The organism is Dolichospermum circinale AWQC131C (assembly GCF_000426905.1).
Taxonomy (GTDB): Bacteria; Cyanobacteriota; Cyanobacteriia; order Cyanobacteriales; family Nostocaceae; genus Dolichospermum; species Dolichospermum circinale.
Genome location: NZ_KE384603.1, coordinates 1555 through 16434 on the forward strand (window position 1 = coordinate 1555; position 14880 = coordinate 16434).

A 14880-nucleotide genomic window follows, 5' to 3' on the forward strand; every position below is an offset into this window, starting at 1 on the left:
TTCGATCTGGGGTCAACTTTCTTATTCCTGTGCCTAAATAGGATGAGAAATGTTATATAATTGTTTACTGATTTGGTTAAGCAGCAGTTGACTTTTAATTCTTCAATTATCAATAAGCCTACATTCATCCTTATAGATGGACATTCTCTGGCTTTTCGTTCCTACTTTGCTTTTGCGAAAGGTAGAGATGGAGGACTTAGAACAAAAGCGGGTATTCCTACCAGTGTTTGTTTTGGTTTTTTGAAATGTTTATTAGAGGTAATAGCCACAGAACAACCGCAGGCCCTAGCGGTGGCCTTTGATTTGGCTTTACCTACCTTCCGTCATGAAGCAGAGGATACATACAAAGCTGGACGCGCAGAAACACCAGCAGACTTTATTCCCGATTTAGAAAATCTTTATGAGTTACTGCAAGGTTTAAATTTACCTATACTCACTGCACCCGGTTATGAAGCGGATGATGTATTGGGAACATTAGCAGAAAAAGCCGCAGCCGCAGGGTATAGAGTGAAGATACTTTCCGGGGATAGGGATTTGTTTCAATTAATTGATGCTGATAAAGAAATTACAATTTTAAATTTTACCCCGGAAGCATTAAAACATTCTACAAATAGTATTAGAGAATTTAAAGCTGAAGAAGTAAAAGAGAAATTAGGGGTATTACCCACACAAATTGTTGATTTTAAAGCTTTATGTGGTGATAAATCAGATAACATTCCAGGGGTGAAAGGAATTGGTGAAAAAACAGCAGTACAATTATTAAATACTTATAATTCCCTTGAGGAAATTTACGCTGCTTTAGATAATATTAAAGGTGCGACTCAGAAAAAACTAGCTGCTGGTAAAGAAGACGCGGAAAAATCCCGTTATTTAGCTAAAATAGTCTGTAATGTTCCTTTAGAAATTAATTTAGAAGATTGTTTATTAACTGGTTTTGATCATAACCGACTTATCCCGATTTTAGAGAAATTAGAATTTAAGAAGTTTGTAGATCAAATTCATGATTTACAGCAAAAATTTGGGGGAAAAGTTCAAATTTTAGAAAACCAGGTATCTGAAGTCATAGAAACAGATGATGATATTTGGTTTTTTGGCGCTGAAGACACAGCAAAAAGCAAAAAACAAACAGATGCAAATATTCAACCGTGCATTATTGATACAGAAGCTAAATTAATGGAATTGGTAGAAATTTTAAGAAAATTTACTAATCCAGAAATACCCGTTGCTTGGGATACAGAAACTACCGCATTAGAACCACGAGATGCAGATTTAGTGGGAATTGGTTGCTGTTGGGGAACAGAAGTAAATGAACTTGCTTATATTCCTATTGGTCATAAAATTGGGAATAACTTAAATCGAGATTTAGTATTAGCAAAACTGCGTCCGATTTTAGAAAGTGCTGATTATCCTAAAGCTTTACAAAATGCTAAATTTGATCGTTTGATTCTGCGGTGTCAGGGACAAGGAATTGAACTAGCTGGGGTGGTATTTGATACGATGTTAGCGAGTTATGTAATTAATCCAGATAGCAGTCATAATTTAACTGACTTATCTTTGCGATATTTAGGATTAACTGCGACCAGTTATGGAGATTTAGTTCCCAAAGGGAAAACTATCGCTGACATGAGTATTTCTGCTGTTGCTGATTATTGTGGTATGGATGTTTATTCTACATTTAAATTAGTCCCAAAATTACGGGATAAATTAATAGAAACTCCAGCTTTATATCAACTTTTTCATCAAGTTGAACAACCATTAGAAGCAGTTTTAGCAGAAGTTGAATATACAGGAGTTAGGATTAATTCAGATTATCTCAAGGAACTTTCACAGCAATTAGAGACAGAATTAGCAAAATTAGAAATTACAGCTATTGAAATTGCTGGAGAAAAATTTAATTTAGGTTCTCCTAAGCAATTAAGTCAGATTCTATTTGAGAAATTAGGTTTAAGTACCAAATATTCTCGCAAGATTCAAACTGGTTATTCTACAGACGCAGCAACCTTAGAAAAACTCCAAGAAGTTGATAATACGGGATTTGTAAAAGCGATAATTGAATATCGAACATTAGCAAAATTAAAGTCTACCTATGTAGATGCTTTACCAGCTTTAGTTCATCCTCAAAGCCAAAGATTACATACTGATTTTAACCAAACTGCAACTTCCACTGGTAGATTATCTTCTTCCCATCCAAATTTACAAAATATCCCCATTCGCACTGCTTTTAGTAGACAAATTAGAAAAGCATTTTTACCGGAATCAGGTTGGTTAATGGTAGCTGCTGATTATTCCCAAATTGAGTTAAGAATTTTAGCTCATTTGAGTCAAGAACCTGTACTAATTCAAGCATATCAGCAAAATGAAGATATTCATACTGTAACAGCAAAATTAGTATTTGAGAAAGAAAATATTTCCGCAGATGAAAGACGTTTTGCGAAGACGATTAATTTTGGTGTAATTTATGGCATGGGAGCGCAAAAATTCGCCCGCGAAACCGGAATAAATCAAGTAGATGCAAAATTATTTATTGAGAGATTTAATCAAAGATATGACCGTGTTTTTGCGTATTTAGATAAAGTTAAAAAAGAGGCTATTGCTTATGGTTATGTAGAAACAATTTTAGGGAGAAGACGTTATTTTGAATTTACTAATAATAGTTTGCAGCAGTTAAAAGGCAGTAAATTAGAAGATATTAATTTACAAAAATTAAAGAATTTAGGTCAATATGATGCTGGGTTATTGCGTGCTGCTGCTAACGCACCAATTCAAGGTTCTAGTGCGGATATTATCAAAATAGCAATGGTGCAATTACATGAAGTTTTAAAAAAATATCAGGCCCGGATGTTGTTACAAGTTCATGATGAATTAGTCTTTGAAATTCCTCCCCAAGAATGGGAAGAATTGCGACCACAAATTAAGTCAGTCATGGAAAATGCTGTTTCTTTATCTGTTCCCTTAGTTGTTGATATTCATGCTGGGGATAATTGGATGGAAACGAAGTAATTAGAGGTACAATATTGAAGGCGGTTAAAACCCCATGAACCGTTTTTCATCCCCTGTCTGAAGCACGAAAGACGGAACTGGAGTTCCTGTTTCTCAGGGGCTTTCAAACTTCCCGATTTTACTGGTCAAGTATTCTAATACGGAGTTATATGGGAGATAAATTTTTGACCAAATTCAGAGTATCCCAAATAACATTTACCACCCCTAACTGTCAAAAAAGACTCTTGAGTAAAAAAATGGGGTTTGCCAATTTAATTAAATCAACCTAACAATGAAGAGGAAATCGCTAAAAAGCTGTTAATTAATAACTAGTGACTTTTTGCCAAACATGATTTTAATTGCAGATTGATTGTGATGAATATAGCTAATTTTCCGTGGCTGACGACGATTATTTTATTCCCCATAGCCGCATCACTACTACTTCCTATCATCCCAGATAAAGACGGCAAAACGGTGCGCTGGTATTCCCTGATCGTGGGGCTGATAGATTTTGTACTGATTGTCTGCGCTTTTTATACTGGGTACGATTTCTCTAATCCCAATTTGCAATTGGTGGAGAGTTATCCCTGGGTGCCGCAATTGGGGTTAAATTGGTCTGTAGGGGCTGATGGCTTGTCTATGCCTCTAATTCTCTTAACGGGATTTATTACCACCCTGGCGATTTTAGCAGCCTGGCCTGTGACACTCAAGCCAAAATTATTTTTCTTTTTGATTTTGGCTATGTATGGCGGTCAAATTGCTGTTTTCGCTGTCCAGGATATGCTGTTATTCTTCCTGGTCTGGGAATTGGAACTTGTACCGATATACTTCTTGCTGTCAATTTGGGGGGGTAAAAAGCGCCAATACGCAGCAACTAAATTTATTCTATACACTGCTGGTGGGTCTCTGTTTATTTTGTTGTCTTCCTTGACAATGGGATTTTATGGTGATACAGTCACCTTCGATATGTCCGCGATCGCGTTGAAAGATTTTAGCTTAAATTTACAACTTCTACTATACGCTGGCTTTCTCATTGCCTACGCTGTGAAGTTGCCCATCATTCCCCTGCATACTTGGCTACCAGATGCCCATGGTGAGGCTACAGCACCAGTGCATATGCTACTTGCAGGTATTTTGCTAAAAATGGGTGGTTATGCCTTAATTCGCATGAATGCCCAAATGCTACCTGATGCCCATGCTTATGTTGCACCGGCTTTAGTGGTTTTGGGGGTAGTAAATATCATCTATGCTGCTTTAACGTCCTTTGCCCAAAGGAATTTAAAACGGAAAATTGCCTACTCTTCAATTTCCCACATGGGTTTTGTTCTCATTGGTATTGCCTCTTTTACCGATTTGGGTTTGAGTGGGGCAGTTCTACAAATGGTTTCTCACGGCTTAATTGGGGCAAGTTTGTTCTTTTTGGTCGGTGCAACTTACGACCGTACACATACTTTAATGTTAGATGAAATGGGTGGTGTGGGTAAAAGAATGCGGAAGATTTTCGCTATGTTTACCACCTGTTCCATGGCATCTTTAGCATTACCAGGAATGAGCGGTTTTGTGGCGGAATTAATGGTATTTGTGGGCTTCGCAACTAGCGATGCTTATAATCCAACATTCAAGGTTATTGTCATTTTCTTGATGGCTGTTGGTGTGATTTTAACACCAATTTATCTACTTTCAATGTTGCGCGAGATTTTCTACGGACAAGAAAACGAGGAGTTAGTTTCCCACCAAGCTTTAATAGATGCTGAACCCCGCGAGGTCTTTATCATTGCTTGTTTGTTGATTCCTATTATTGGTATTGGTTTCTATCCCAAGTTGTTAACTCAAATGTACGACGCTACAACTGTACAATTAACAGCTAGATTACGTGATTCTGTTCCTACTTTGACAGCAGAAAAAGCTGTGCAAAATGTTTCTTTAATTGCGCCGATAATTGGTAATTAATTTCTAGTTAATTTCTAATTACAGCTATGATTTACAATTAGGGTGGGTTCGATACCTGCCCTTTTTTTGTTTCCTAAGAAGTCCCAAAGGAGGGAACAGGGAACAGGTTTTCAGCGATGTTCTCTGCTCAATTTGAGTTGCACAGAAGTTGTTAAATAGGGTTTTTGTCCGCGAGTTTTCTACCGTAGTTAATAGCAATTAAACCTGTAAGATTCATAAACAAACTGTAAATGGCCGCAGGTATTGCCATATCAGGATTATTGAGTAAACCGGCAGTAATGGCGATCGCTAGTGTACCATTTTGAATCCCAACTTCAATGGCAATACAGATTTGCTGACGAGAATTGAGTTTTAACAATTTGCTAAGATAAAACCCGACTAACATAGAAATAGTATTTAATAGCACTACACTTAATCCAACTTGGACAAGAAAACTAGGCAAATTATTCCATTCACGAATGATCACGAGAAGGATAATTAGTGCTAAAAAAGCTACTGCTAGGCGGTTAGTCACCTTTTCTAAACGTAGTGCAATGTCTGGTAATATCTGTCTAAAAATCATTCCTAAGCTGATAGGTAAAAGCGTCATCAGGAAAATTTGTAGTATAGTTGCGCCAATGGGTAAACCAATCGCAGCAGTTTCAGTCTTTCCGATAAAATGCTGATATGCTAAGTTTCCTAGAATGGGAATTGTAAATACTGTAATTAAACTACTAAAAGCTGTCAGGGTAACTGAGAGTGCGACATCACCTTTTGCTAGAAATGTGATTATATTTGAGGATACCCCACCTGGACACAATGCAATGATCATTAATCCCATGGCGATCGCTGGTTCCATGGGTACAATTTTAGCAATAATAAAGCCAATAATAGGTAAAAAAATCAACTGACTAATTAAGCCAATGGCCACAGCTTTAGGATATTTTGTTACTCGCAGGAAATCTTCTGGTAGTAAAGATAATCCCATACCTAGCATAATGATAGCTAAAGCTAGAGGTAAAATAACGGCGGTTAAAAAGCTTGCTTGCATAATTAATTTTGTCGAAATTACAACCAAGCATCATATTAGACTATTTATCCAGACATTGATCTTCTCATGGTTTGTTTAAGTCCTGTTCTCAGATACTTATAAGACCGGGAAGTGTCAAAAACTTCATCATCATACGTTTACTGACCCGAAAAGTTTTTGCCCGTTAGCGATCGCACCCCTTCAAGATTAAACTGCTGTATGACTCCCTCTTTTGCAAATTGTCAAAAAAGTGATATGATTGATTGGTAGGATAAATCAGTCATACACAATGATGAAAATCACAATTACTTTAGAAGAAGACATTCTTAAATTTATTGATCAACAAGCAAAAGGTAATCGTAGTGCCTATATTAACGCACTATTAGCAAAACAAAGACGCAAAATTTTAGAGACAGAAATAATTGCCGCACTCCAAGAAGATGCCAAAGATTTAGAATATCAAAATGAGATTTCTGCTTGGGATAATGTCGCTGGAGATGGTATTAATGCCAGGGGGTAATTTAACTTATAAACGGGGTGAAATTCGCTGGGTAAATCTTGATCCAACTGTGGGAGCAGAAGCGCAAAAAATCCGTGCTTGTTTAATAGTTCAAAGTGATATTATGAATCAATATGGATTATTAACTATTGTGATGCCATTCCGACCAGGAAGTAAGCAAGCTCCCTATATTGTCAATATCAAAGCAACAGTAACTAATGGATTAGATAAAGATCGTTTTATTGATGTTGCTCAGATTCGTTCTGTAGATTATCGTCGGGTTTTAGGTTTGGTGGGAATTTTAGAAGCTGAATATTGGGAAGAAATTCGTACTGCTTTGGATGTGGTTTTGGGTTTTGGGGTTTAAGTTGAGCGAACTGACAAGTCAGCGCAACGCTTACGCACTCCCTCAACTCCCCAAAAGCGATTATTCATCTTTATTAAACTGATACGTCTGACTCCCCCTGCGGTAAAATATCCCTAGTTCAAGGAATTGGCTATGAAAATAAAGGCAATTATTTGGGAAGAAGATGGTGTATGGTGTAGTTCTGTACCAGCTTTACCAGGATGTCATACCTGGGGTGAAAGTTATGAACATTTATTAGAAATGTTGAAAGATGCTGTTCAAGGTTGGTTAGAAGTTGCTAGTCAGCAAGAAGAAGTTGAACCACAAAAACAGTTAATTGAGTTATCTTTATGAAATCCGTTTCTGGTAAATCTCTGTGTAAGATTGTGGAACGCTATGGATGGAATCTAAAAAGGATTACAGGTAGTCATTATATCTATGTTAAGGAAGCTATGAGTGTGATTCTTTCTATACCTGTTCATGGAAATCGTGATCTACCTACGGATACACTGAAAAGTATTTTGAAAGATGAAAGATGCTGGTTTAACTGAAGAAGATTTAGACTAATTTCGCTGAACGCTTGAGTATATGATACAATTGTACTATGAAGATTAATTCGTGTTTACTAAGATATTATCAACAAAACAATGCCAGCCAAAGATATTTACCACGATGCTGTTAAAAACGCTTTAATTAAAGATGGTTGGACAATTACGGCTGATCCTTATAAAATTAAGTATAAAGATGCTGAATTGTTTGCCCATTTATCCGCAGAAAAACCTATCGCAGCAGAACAAAATGGACGTAAAATAGTTGTTGAAATTAAAAGTTTTCTGAGTCCTTCACCTATGAAGGATTTTGAATTAGCTTTAGGACAATATATTTTATATCGTAATTTAATTAATCTCACAGAACCAGAATATAAAATTTATTTAGCTATTAAAGAAAGTACGTATCAAAACTTTTTTACTAGAGATTCAATCAAAGAGATTGTCCAATTAAATCAAATTTTGATGATTGTAGTTAATGTAGAAAAAGAGGAGATATTACAATGGATAAACTAGAACAATATCAAATAGCAATTAAACAAGTTCTGACAGAATATCATAATTGGGTTTCTGGTGCAGCCAATTTAACTGATGAAAGTTGTTTGATTTTTGATGATAATCATCATCACTATATTTGGTGTTTTTTGGGTTGGGATGGGAAAAAAAGAACAAATAATATCCAAGTTAATATCAGAATTAAAAATAATAAAATTTGGATTGAAGAAGATTGGACAGAAGAAGGAATAGCTAATGAGTTAATGAAGTTAGGTATTTCTAATCTTGATATTGTTTTAGCATTTCATCCTCCTGAAGAAAGGAAATATACTGCATTTGCTACTGCCTAAATATTATAGCGATTCCTGGGTCGCGCAACGCTTACGCACTCCCTCAACTCCCAAACAGCGATACCTTTGGTAAACTTTGCTAACAGGTAACTAAACGAAGTTACAAATTTTTATAAACTTCATCATCATTACGTTTACCAACCCGAAAAACATCAACTAATTTATTATCATCATCAATGGTGTACAAAATTCTATATTCACCCTGATCAATACGATAACCACCTTGATAACCTTTTAAAGCTGCATAGTCTTGAGGACGAGGATTACCTTGAAGGGAGAGAATTTTTGATACAACTTGTTTATATTGTTTTGGTTGTAAGTCTAATAAATCTTTTTCCGCAGTTTTAGCAATCCTCAATGTATATCTTTCACTCATTGGGGCGTTTTGCTATTATTTCTTCTAAGGTGGTAAATCCTGTGTTTTCTTCTACTGCACGTCGCAATTTAGCCGAATCTATTGCATCTTCTATTGCTTCTAGTAGTTTTAAATCTTCTATACTAATCATTGCTACCGCAGGTTTACCATGACGTTGAATTAATATTCTTTCTCCACGATATTCTGCACGGTTCATAATATCGGGAAAGTTAGCACGCGCTTCACTTGCACTGATGACAGACATAGCACCTCATAAAATTTATAGGGTTACATGAGATTATAGATTATTTGTCTGTTTTTTGCAATTTGTACAAAATTTACTTTTTCAACGAGGGAGCGATTCCTGGGTCGCGCAACGCTTACGCACCCCCTTCAACTTCCCCAAAAGCGATACCTTCGGTGTTTAAATCTGATATACTTTTAATAGATCAAGTTAATCATAAGTTTTACTTGATATTAATTAACTAGAATCTAAGAATATGAAACAATATAAAACTATACAGCTACAATTGAAACCAGAAATAGAAGATCGTCTGATTACCCAAGCTAATAAACAAGGTTTATCAATTGAATCTTATCTTGAATCTTTAATTGAAGATAGTTTGAAAAATCAAGAGGAAAAATCTTTTTCTCAAGTAACAAATGAGGAAGATTGGGAAACAGCACTAATGAATTTAATCAATAGTCCTGCTTTTGCTGTAGCACCACCACTTTCAGATGCAGCTATTAGTCGAGATAGTATTTATACCAGAGAAGATGAAATGTTATGAAATATCTGGTAGATACTAATATTTTACTGCGTTTAGTACAAAAAAATAGTCCTATGCACAAGGAAACGCCTACTTAGGTAAATATGGTATTTTTATATTCAGTAGTCTTGATATTTAGCGTAAGACAAGCTAGGATAAAGTGGAACAAGGTAAAACAGACTAAAACAATAATGCGCTTTTTCAGCGTAGGTGTTGCAAATGAGTATCCTAGAGGCTATCAAACCTGATTATTTTGAAGAATTTCGGCTTGAAGAAGCTCAATCATTTTTAGAGCAGTGTTTAGCCTGTGACTCTTCCAATGCTGAATTTTATGAATTTCTTGGAAATATTGCACAACGTCAAGGCATAAACATAGATCAAGTAAAATCTAAGCTCTCTGAGGCTCTCCAAGAATTTATGATTTTGGTCGAGCTTCAAGAACAGCTTTGTATCACAGGTTCACAAATCAAGGAGCTTGCTGAACGTATTCCTGCTGATGATTCTGAAAATAAATCAAAACGTAGTTACGTCCTTGAAAAAAAATTCTTGGACATGGCTTTTCAGAAGTTTATAGAAAGAGTTTCGGAAATTAATTATGTTCAATCTAGAATCGTAGAGAACTACTGGAACTATCTCACTGATAAGCTTCAAGACTTAATTTTGTTTGGTTATATCAAAGAATTATTGTCTCAAAGACGATATTCTTTATCTGAATTTGGTATTTCTCAAGCTATTTGCGAAAAACACGAAGATTCATTTTTGAAATTCAAGAGTTCTCTTTTTCATGTATTAAGTGATTCTGATGTAAATGTACGTTTGCCTCACTTAATAAATAAATATGAGCAAATAGTTTCTAATAACTCTGACAATAATCCTAGTTACCAGGCAAAAGCACTATGTAAGAGGTATAATTTGGAGGAGTTCTTAGCAAAAATGACTCCTAACAATTCTCATGGTGAAAGTGACTGGGGTGAACCAATCGGTAAGGAAGTCTGGTAGTAATGTCTATGTACCAGATCGGGGCGATATTGTATGGCTATATTTCGACCCTCAAGCGGGTCATGAACAAGCTGGTAATCGCCCCGCTTTAATTATTTCTCCTATGATATATAATGATTTCGGTCTTGCTATAGTTTGCCCAATAACTAACAGTACAAAAGGTTATGCTTTTGAAGTTCCTGTACCTAACGGTATAAACACTACAGGTTTTGTTTTAGCAGATCATATTAAAAGTGTTGACTGGAAAGCAAGAAAAGCTAAATTTATTGAAAAAGTTTCAGTTGAATTTGTTACTGAAGTAATTAGTATATTATCGTCAATAATTCCTTATCCTCAAACAGATTAAAATTGTTGTAATGGCTTAGGGTAAAAGCAATTAGTAAAATACTAATAGCCGTTTTAAATTGTGCGTTAGCCAGATAAGCTCATAGTAATTGCCTAGTAAACTTGCCACAGGAATATCAAAACCCAAGGCAAGTTAAATATCTAAAACTATTTTTTACAGTTGCTTCACCTCACTAACCAACTTAGCCACCATATCCTTAGCACTACCAAACAACATCGTCGTTTTATCCTTATAAAACAACTCATTATCCACACCAGCAAAACCAGCACTCATACCGCGCTTAATCACAATAGTTTGCTTTGCGCGATCAACCTCCAAAATCGGCATCCCATAAATAGGACTATTCTTATCACTACGCGCCGCCGGATTGACCACATCATTAGCACCAATTACTAACGCTACATCAGCCTGTTCAAACTGGGGATTAATATCCTCCATATCATACAACTGCGTATAAGCCACATTAGCTTCCGCCAATAATACATTCATGTGTCCCGGCATTCTCCCCGCAACCGGATGTATCGCATATTTCACATCTACACCCATGCGCTCTAATTGATCAGCCAACTCCCGGACGCTATGCTGTGCTTGAGCAACCGCCATACCGTATCCTGGTACAATCACCACAGAACGCGCATAACCCAACATCATCGCCCCTTCTTCAGGATCAATACTGCGAACAGTTTGATTACTAGCACCAGCAGCAGCACCACCACTAGCAGTAGAGACAGAACCAAAAGCACTAAATAAGACACTGAACAAAGAACGGTTCATGGCCTTACACATAATTTCGGTCAGGATTAAACCAGAAGCCCCCACCAAAGCACCTGCGATGATTAACATATTGTTCATCACCACAAAACCCGCAGCAGCAGCCGCTACACCTGATAAAGAGTTTAACAGCGAAATGACAACCGGCATATCACCGCCACCAATGGGCAGTACAAACATCACACCCAAGACCAATGAAACAGCCACCACCGCTAAAAAGATGGGTAAACTATCCGGTGAGATGATTAAATAAGCACTTCCGGCTAGATAAGTACCCAACAGCATCAAGTTAAACGGTTGCTGAAAAGGAAAGGTAATGGGAGTACCACTTACTAAACCTTGCAATTTGGCAAAAGCCAGAAAACTACCTGTTAGTGTCACACCACCGATTAACACATCTAACAACATAGAAATGTTGACATCGAGGGGGATAGGCTGTGAACTATCTAATAACCGCCAAAATTCGGCAACGGCAATTAATGCGGAAGATGCTCCACCTAAACCGTTTAGTAAACCCACCATTTGCGGCATTTCTGTCATTTGCACTTTGTAAGCAATCACAGTACCAATTACCGAACCAATGGCCAAGCCTACCAAAATCATCTCATAATTTAATACTTGTTGATCTAGCAACGTAGCGACAATAGCCAATAACATTCCCACCGCAGCGACAAGATTACCGTTTCTAGCACTAGCGGGAGAACCCAGCTTTTTCAAACCTAAGATAAATAATGACGCAGCGACTAAGTAAGTTAGCTGAATCCCAGTTGGTAAAAAGTCGCTCATGCTTTAACTTCCTTTTTTTTAAACATTTGCAGCATTCTGTCAGTGACTAAAAAACCACCGACAACGTTAACCATTGCCAAAATTACGGCAATTAAACCGAGAATTACCGATAAATTCGTGTTTTTCTCCCCCGCAGCCAGAATTGCACCAATTACGGAAATCCCAGAAATGGCATTTGAACCAGACATTAACGGAGTGTGTAACGTGGGGGGAATTTTGTTAATCACTTCAAAGCCGATAAAAGAGGCTAAGACGAGTACAAATAAAGCCGGAAGTAATGCTTGTGTCATGTTAATTTTGGATTTAAGAGGTTTCGCGCAAAGACGCAAAGGAGCAAAGACGCAAAGAGAAGATTTACATAACAAACGAAAAATCTCTCTCAAACTCTTCTTTCTTCGTGTTCTTCGCTTCTTCGTGGTTCATTCAATCTATATTCAATTAAACCGCTACTGTTTGCAAAGCGTCCTTTACTCGTTGGTTTCTAATTTCTCCACCATGAGTAACACAAGCTGCGTCAACGATATCGTCACCAAAGTTGATTTCTAAGGCTTTGTCTTTAATTAACAACTGCATTAATGAGGTAACGTTCTTTGCGTACAGTTGACTGGCGTGTACTGGCATTGATGAGGGTAAATTAATTGGTCCGATAATTGTTACGCCGTTCCAAATAATATCTTTACCCGCTTCTGTACAAGCACAGTTACCACCCTGTTCTGCGGCTAGGTCTACTATGACTGAACCGGGTTTCATTTGCGCTACCATTTCTTCTGTCACCAGTCTGGGGGCTTGTCTTCCTGGTACTTGGGCTGTGGTAATGACGATATCGGCGTTTTTGACGTGGCTGGCTACTAGTTCTTGGGTGCGCTTTTTACTGTCTTCTGAAATTTCTTTGGCGTAACCACCCGCTGCAACGGTTTCCTCTTCGAGTTTGACTTCGACGAATTTCGCCCCTAAGCTTTGTACTTCTTCTTTGACTGCTGGACGAATATCAAAGGCTTCTACTACCGCTCCTAGTCTTCTGGCGGTCGCTATGGCTTGCAATCCTGCTACTCCTGCCCCCATAATAAATACTTTGGCAGGGGCTATTGTCCCCGCAGCGGTGGTTAACATGGGGAAATATTTCGGTAATGCTGCTGCTGCAATCAGTACCGCTTTATACCCTGCTAGGGAAGCTTGGGAAGATAAGGCATCCATGCTTTGCGCTCTGGTGCTACGGGGTATCAATTCCATGCTCAAAGCGGTAATTTGCCGATTTGCTAATTGTTGGGCTATGACGGGATTTCCCAGGGGATTGAGGAAGCTAATTAATACGGATTCTGGTTTGAGTAACTCAATTTCTGTCCGACCATCTTCTCTGGTTTGCGGTGGGCTAACTTTGAGTAATATGTCCGCTTCACTCCATAATTGGGCAGAATCGCTGATAATTTTAGCCCCTGCTGTTTCATAGTCAGCATCAGTAAAAAATGCTTTCTCTCCCGCTCCCGCTTCTACAAAAACCTCTAGCCCTTGTTTGACTAATTTGGCTACGGTTTCGGGAATTAATGCTACACGACGTTCACAAATTTCTATTTCTTTGGCAACTGCTATTTTCATGAAATCTCCTGGAGATAAATACTTAACATCATCGTTAACTATTATTAGTTTCTATCTCAATTTAGTATCATCAAGCTGGTGGGGATGATCAACTATGAGTTACCCTTGTCTGTAGATAGAATTTTCAACTTCTGCGATCTTCTTTCTTTAGTTACAACCTCAATTTGATAGGATACAGATATCAGCCTTGCAAAATAGCTATAAGTAAAATTAGATATTGCACATCCTATACTGATCCCCATATTTTCGATATTATTCTTTAGAATATTTTATATTCTCAAACCCTCGCTCTTAATTTTTGCTTAACTATTTACTTGTGATTGACTTTTACCAGTGGCACTTTTGCTTCTCAATTCCGTCTATTTTCTAGCATCTAGTAGTAAAGTTTAATTACAAATACTAACGGTTACACACACTTCCCTAAGGAAATCTGATTTATGAAGCGTCTACTTTCTGCTTTGGCTATTACTAGCTGTTTATTTACAGGTTTACCAGTTCTAACTTGGGCCCAAGGATTACCTGGGTTGACACTTTTTAGCGGCGTTGAAAACAAAAATCAATTACCCTACCGCTTAGATTTTGGTGGACAAACTAATAACACAGATCGTTATATACTCAGATTACCTGCTAAAAAAATGAAGTTGGCAGTGGCTCAGTTCGCCATTAGCTATCCTGATTATTATAAGGGAACTTTTGATACCAAAAATATTGAAGTCAGAGTTAAGGGCAAAAGTGTCCCTCTGTCTGAAGTGAAATGGGACGAGAAAGGTGGGGTGATTCAAATATTTCCTAAAGACCCAGTTCCAGCCGGTCAAAAAGTAGAGTTAGTATTATCCAATGTTCAAAATCCCTCTTTTGGCGGGGTTTACTATTTTAACTGTCGAGTTCTTTCTCCAGGTGATGTGCCATTGCTGCGTTATATTGGCACATGGATTATCAGTATTACTTAAGAAGGGAACAGGGAACAGGTTACAGGGAACAGGGAACAGGGAACAGGTTACAGGGAATAGGGAATAGGGAGTAGGGAATAGGGAATAGGGAATAGGGAATAGGGAATAGGGAATAGGGAATAGGGAATAGGGAA

18 protein-coding genes are annotated in these 14880 nt (G+C 37.4%); 12 read left to right on the plus strand and 6 right to left on the minus strand.

The genetic code is table 11. The annotated features are described in order from the left end of the window. The first annotated feature begins 87 nt into the window (after nucleotides 1-87). Both polA and ACIR131C_RS0108125 read left to right on the plus strand, forming a co-directional pair. Complete coding sequence (polA, locus tag ACIR131C_RS0108120; protein ID WP_028089788.1) at nucleotides 88-3000, plus strand: DNA polymerase I; 2913 nt, start codon at nucleotides 88-90, stop codon at nucleotides 2998-3000. A 360-nt stretch (nucleotides 3001-3360) separates the two neighbouring features. Further along, nucleotides 3361-4929, plus strand: a complete 1569-nt coding sequence (locus ACIR131C_RS0108125) for an NAD(P)H-quinone oxidoreductase subunit 4 (protein WP_190371574.1) — start codon at nucleotides 3361-3363, stop codon at nucleotides 4927-4929. Nucleotides 4930-5080: 151 nt separating this feature from the next. On the opposite strand, the gene ACIR131C_RS0108130 is transcribed toward ACIR131C_RS0108125, so the two are convergent. Further along, nucleotides 5081-5959, minus strand: a complete 879-nt coding sequence (locus tag ACIR131C_RS0108130; protein WP_028089790.1) for a bile acid:sodium symporter family protein — start codon at nucleotides 5957-5959, stop codon at nucleotides 5081-5083. Nucleotides 5960-6227: 268 nt separating this feature from the next. Here ACIR131C_RS0108130 and mazE point away from each other — a divergent pair, with 268 nt between their 5' ends. From mazE to ACIR131C_RS0108160, 6 genes are all read left to right on the plus strand, one after another. Further along, nucleotides 6228-6458 (plus strand): type II toxin-antitoxin system MazE family antitoxin, encoded by a 231-nt coding sequence (gene mazE / locus ACIR131C_RS0108135; RefSeq protein WP_028089791.1) that lies wholly within the window; start codon nucleotides 6228-6230, stop codon nucleotides 6456-6458. Further along, the gene (locus ACIR131C_RS0108140; RefSeq protein ID WP_028089792.1) at nucleotides 6445-6804 is read left to right on the plus strand and encodes a type II toxin-antitoxin system PemK/MazF family toxin; all 360 of its coding nucleotides are present in this window, start codon (nucleotides 6445-6447) and stop codon (nucleotides 6802-6804) included. Before mazE ends, ACIR131C_RS0108140 begins: the two co-directional genes overlap by 14 nt. A gap of 132 nt (nucleotides 6805-6936) precedes the next feature. Beyond that, nucleotides 6937-7137: a type II toxin-antitoxin system HicB family antitoxin gene (locus ACIR131C_RS0108145; protein WP_028089793.1), complete on the plus strand. Its 201-nt coding sequence runs from the start codon at nucleotides 6937-6939 to the stop codon at nucleotides 7135-7137. Further along, on the plus strand, nucleotides 7134-7334 hold the full coding sequence (locus ACIR131C_RS22235) for a type II toxin-antitoxin system HicA family toxin (RefSeq protein WP_231395420.1): 201 nt from the start codon (nucleotides 7134-7136) through the stop codon (nucleotides 7332-7334). Before ACIR131C_RS0108145 ends, ACIR131C_RS22235 begins: the two co-directional genes overlap by 4 nt. A 96-nt stretch (nucleotides 7335-7430) precedes the next feature. Next, nucleotides 7431-7847 carry a XisH family protein gene (locus ACIR131C_RS0108155; protein ID WP_028089794.1) on the plus strand — a complete coding sequence of 139 codons (417 nt, stop codon included), beginning with the start codon at nucleotides 7431-7433 and terminating at the stop codon, nucleotides 7845-7847. After that, a complete protein-coding gene (locus ACIR131C_RS0108160; RefSeq protein ID WP_028089795.1) occupies nucleotides 7835-8176 on the plus strand; it encodes a XisI protein in 342 nt (113 codons plus the stop codon). The genes ACIR131C_RS0108155 and ACIR131C_RS0108160 overlap by 13 nt, the downstream gene beginning before the upstream one ends. Nucleotides 8177-8276: 100 nt before the next feature. Here the strand turns inward: ACIR131C_RS0108160 and ACIR131C_RS0108165 are convergent, their stop codons facing one another. Together ACIR131C_RS0108165 and ACIR131C_RS0108170 are read right to left on the minus strand one after the other, a co-directional pair. Then, nucleotides 8277-8552, minus strand: coding sequence for a type II toxin-antitoxin system RelE family toxin (locus tag ACIR131C_RS0108165; RefSeq protein ID WP_028082686.1), 276 nt, complete (start codon nucleotides 8550-8552; stop codon nucleotides 8277-8279). Next, nucleotides 8545-8796 carry a type II toxin-antitoxin system Phd/YefM family antitoxin gene (locus tag ACIR131C_RS0108170; protein WP_028082685.1) on the minus strand — a complete coding sequence of 84 codons (252 nt, stop codon included), beginning with the start codon at nucleotides 8794-8796 and terminating at the stop codon, nucleotides 8545-8547. The genes ACIR131C_RS0108165 and ACIR131C_RS0108170 overlap by 8 nt, the downstream gene beginning before the upstream one ends. Before the next feature lie 235 nt (nucleotides 8797-9031). On the opposite strand from ACIR131C_RS0108170, the gene ACIR131C_RS0108175 reads away from it, so the two are divergent. From ACIR131C_RS0108175 to ACIR131C_RS0108185, 3 genes are all read left to right on the plus strand, one after another. Then, nucleotides 9032-9322 carry a hypothetical protein gene (locus tag ACIR131C_RS0108175; RefSeq protein WP_028089796.1) on the plus strand — a complete coding sequence of 97 codons (291 nt, stop codon included), beginning with the start codon at nucleotides 9032-9034 and terminating at the stop codon, nucleotides 9320-9322. A 198-nt stretch (nucleotides 9323-9520) separates the two neighbouring features. Beyond that, nucleotides 9521-10300 (plus strand): AbrB/MazE/SpoVT family DNA-binding domain-containing protein, encoded by a 780-nt coding sequence (locus tag ACIR131C_RS22240; RefSeq protein WP_035371694.1) that lies wholly within the window; start codon nucleotides 9521-9523, stop codon nucleotides 10298-10300. Then, nucleotides 10272-10646 (plus strand): type II toxin-antitoxin system PemK/MazF family toxin, encoded by a 375-nt coding sequence (locus ACIR131C_RS0108185; RefSeq protein ID WP_028089797.1) that lies wholly within the window; start codon nucleotides 10272-10274, stop codon nucleotides 10644-10646. Before ACIR131C_RS22240 ends, ACIR131C_RS0108185 begins: the two co-directional genes overlap by 29 nt. Before the next feature lie 153 nt (nucleotides 10647-10799). Here the strand turns inward: ACIR131C_RS0108185 and ACIR131C_RS0108190 are convergent, their stop codons facing one another. The 3 genes from ACIR131C_RS0108190 to ACIR131C_RS0108200 all read right to left on the minus strand — a co-directional run bounded on the left by ACIR131C_RS0108190 (nucleotide 10800) and on the right by ACIR131C_RS0108200 (nucleotide 13796). Next, the gene (locus tag ACIR131C_RS0108190) at nucleotides 10800-12203 is read right to left on the minus strand and encodes an NAD(P)(+) transhydrogenase (Re/Si-specific) subunit beta (RefSeq protein WP_028089798.1); all 1404 of its coding nucleotides are present in this window, start codon (nucleotides 12201-12203) and stop codon (nucleotides 10800-10802) included. Then, nucleotides 12200-12493 (minus strand): NAD(P) transhydrogenase subunit alpha part 2, encoded by a 294-nt coding sequence (locus ACIR131C_RS0108195; RefSeq protein ID WP_015081070.1) that lies wholly within the window; start codon nucleotides 12491-12493, stop codon nucleotides 12200-12202. The genes ACIR131C_RS0108190 and ACIR131C_RS0108195 overlap by 4 nt, the downstream gene beginning before the upstream one ends. Before the next feature lie 148 nt (nucleotides 12494-12641). Continuing rightward, entirely contained in the window at nucleotides 12642-13796 is a 1155-nt protein-coding gene (locus ACIR131C_RS0108200) for a Re/Si-specific NAD(P)(+) transhydrogenase subunit alpha (protein ID WP_028089799.1), read from the minus strand. Between the two features lie 437 nt (nucleotides 13797-14233). Between ACIR131C_RS0108200 and ACIR131C_RS0108205 the strand changes: the two genes are divergently transcribed. After that, a complete protein-coding gene (locus ACIR131C_RS0108205; protein WP_028089800.1) occupies nucleotides 14234-14746 on the plus strand; it encodes a DUF2808 domain-containing protein in 513 nt (170 codons plus the stop codon). Nucleotides 14747-14880: the final 134 nt, after the last annotated feature.

What these genes read in the sequence shown, in the direction of transcription:
- ACIR131C_RS0108130 (WP_028089790.1), bottom strand. Translation starts at nt 5,959, where the DNA reads ATGCAAGCAAGCTTTTTAACCGCCGTTATTTTACCTCTAGCTTTAGCT.
- mazE (WP_028089791.1), top strand. Translation starts at nt 6,228, where the DNA reads ATGATGAAAATCACAATTACTTTAGAAGAAGACATTCTTAAATTTATT.
- ACIR131C_RS0108140 (WP_028089792.1), top strand. Translation starts at nt 6,445, where the DNA reads ATGCCAGGGGGTAATTTAACTTATAAACGGGGTGAAATTCGCTGGGTA.
- ACIR131C_RS0108145 (WP_028089793.1), top strand. Translation starts at nt 6,937, where the DNA reads ATGAAAATAAAGGCAATTATTTGGGAAGAAGATGGTGTATGGTGTAGT.
- ACIR131C_RS22235 (WP_231395420.1), top strand. Translation starts at nt 7,134, where the DNA reads ATGAAATCCGTTTCTGGTAAATCTCTGTGTAAGATTGTGGAACGCTAT.
- ACIR131C_RS0108155 (WP_028089794.1), top strand. Translation starts at nt 7,431, where the DNA reads ATGCCAGCCAAAGATATTTACCACGATGCTGTTAAAAACGCTTTAATT.
- ACIR131C_RS0108160 (WP_028089795.1), top strand. Translation starts at nt 7,835, where the DNA reads ATGGATAAACTAGAACAATATCAAATAGCAATTAAACAAGTTCTGACA.
- ACIR131C_RS0108165 (WP_028082686.1), bottom strand. Translation starts at nt 8,552, where the DNA reads ATGAGTGAAAGATATACATTGAGGATTGCTAAAACTGCGGAAAAAGAT.
- ACIR131C_RS0108170 (WP_028082685.1), bottom strand. Translation starts at nt 8,796, where the DNA reads ATGTCTGTCATCAGTGCAAGTGAAGCGCGTGCTAACTTTCCCGATATT.
- ACIR131C_RS0108175 (WP_028089796.1), top strand. Translation starts at nt 9,032, where the DNA reads ATGAAACAATATAAAACTATACAGCTACAATTGAAACCAGAAATAGAA.
- ACIR131C_RS22240 (WP_035371694.1), top strand. Translation starts at nt 9,521, where the DNA reads ATGAGTATCCTAGAGGCTATCAAACCTGATTATTTTGAAGAATTTCGG.
- ACIR131C_RS0108190 (WP_028089798.1), bottom strand. Translation starts at nt 12,203, where the DNA reads ATGAGCGACTTTTTACCAACTGGGATTCAGCTAACTTACTTAGTCGCT.
- ACIR131C_RS0108195 (WP_015081070.1), bottom strand. Translation starts at nt 12,493, where the DNA reads ATGACACAAGCATTACTTCCGGCTTTATTTGTACTCGTCTTAGCCTCT.
- ACIR131C_RS0108200 (WP_028089799.1), bottom strand. Translation starts at nt 13,796, where the DNA reads ATGAAAATAGCAGTTGCCAAAGAAATAGAAATTTGTGAACGTCGTGTA.
- ACIR131C_RS0108205 (WP_028089800.1), top strand. Translation starts at nt 14,234, where the DNA reads ATGAAGCGTCTACTTTCTGCTTTGGCTATTACTAGCTGTTTATTTACA.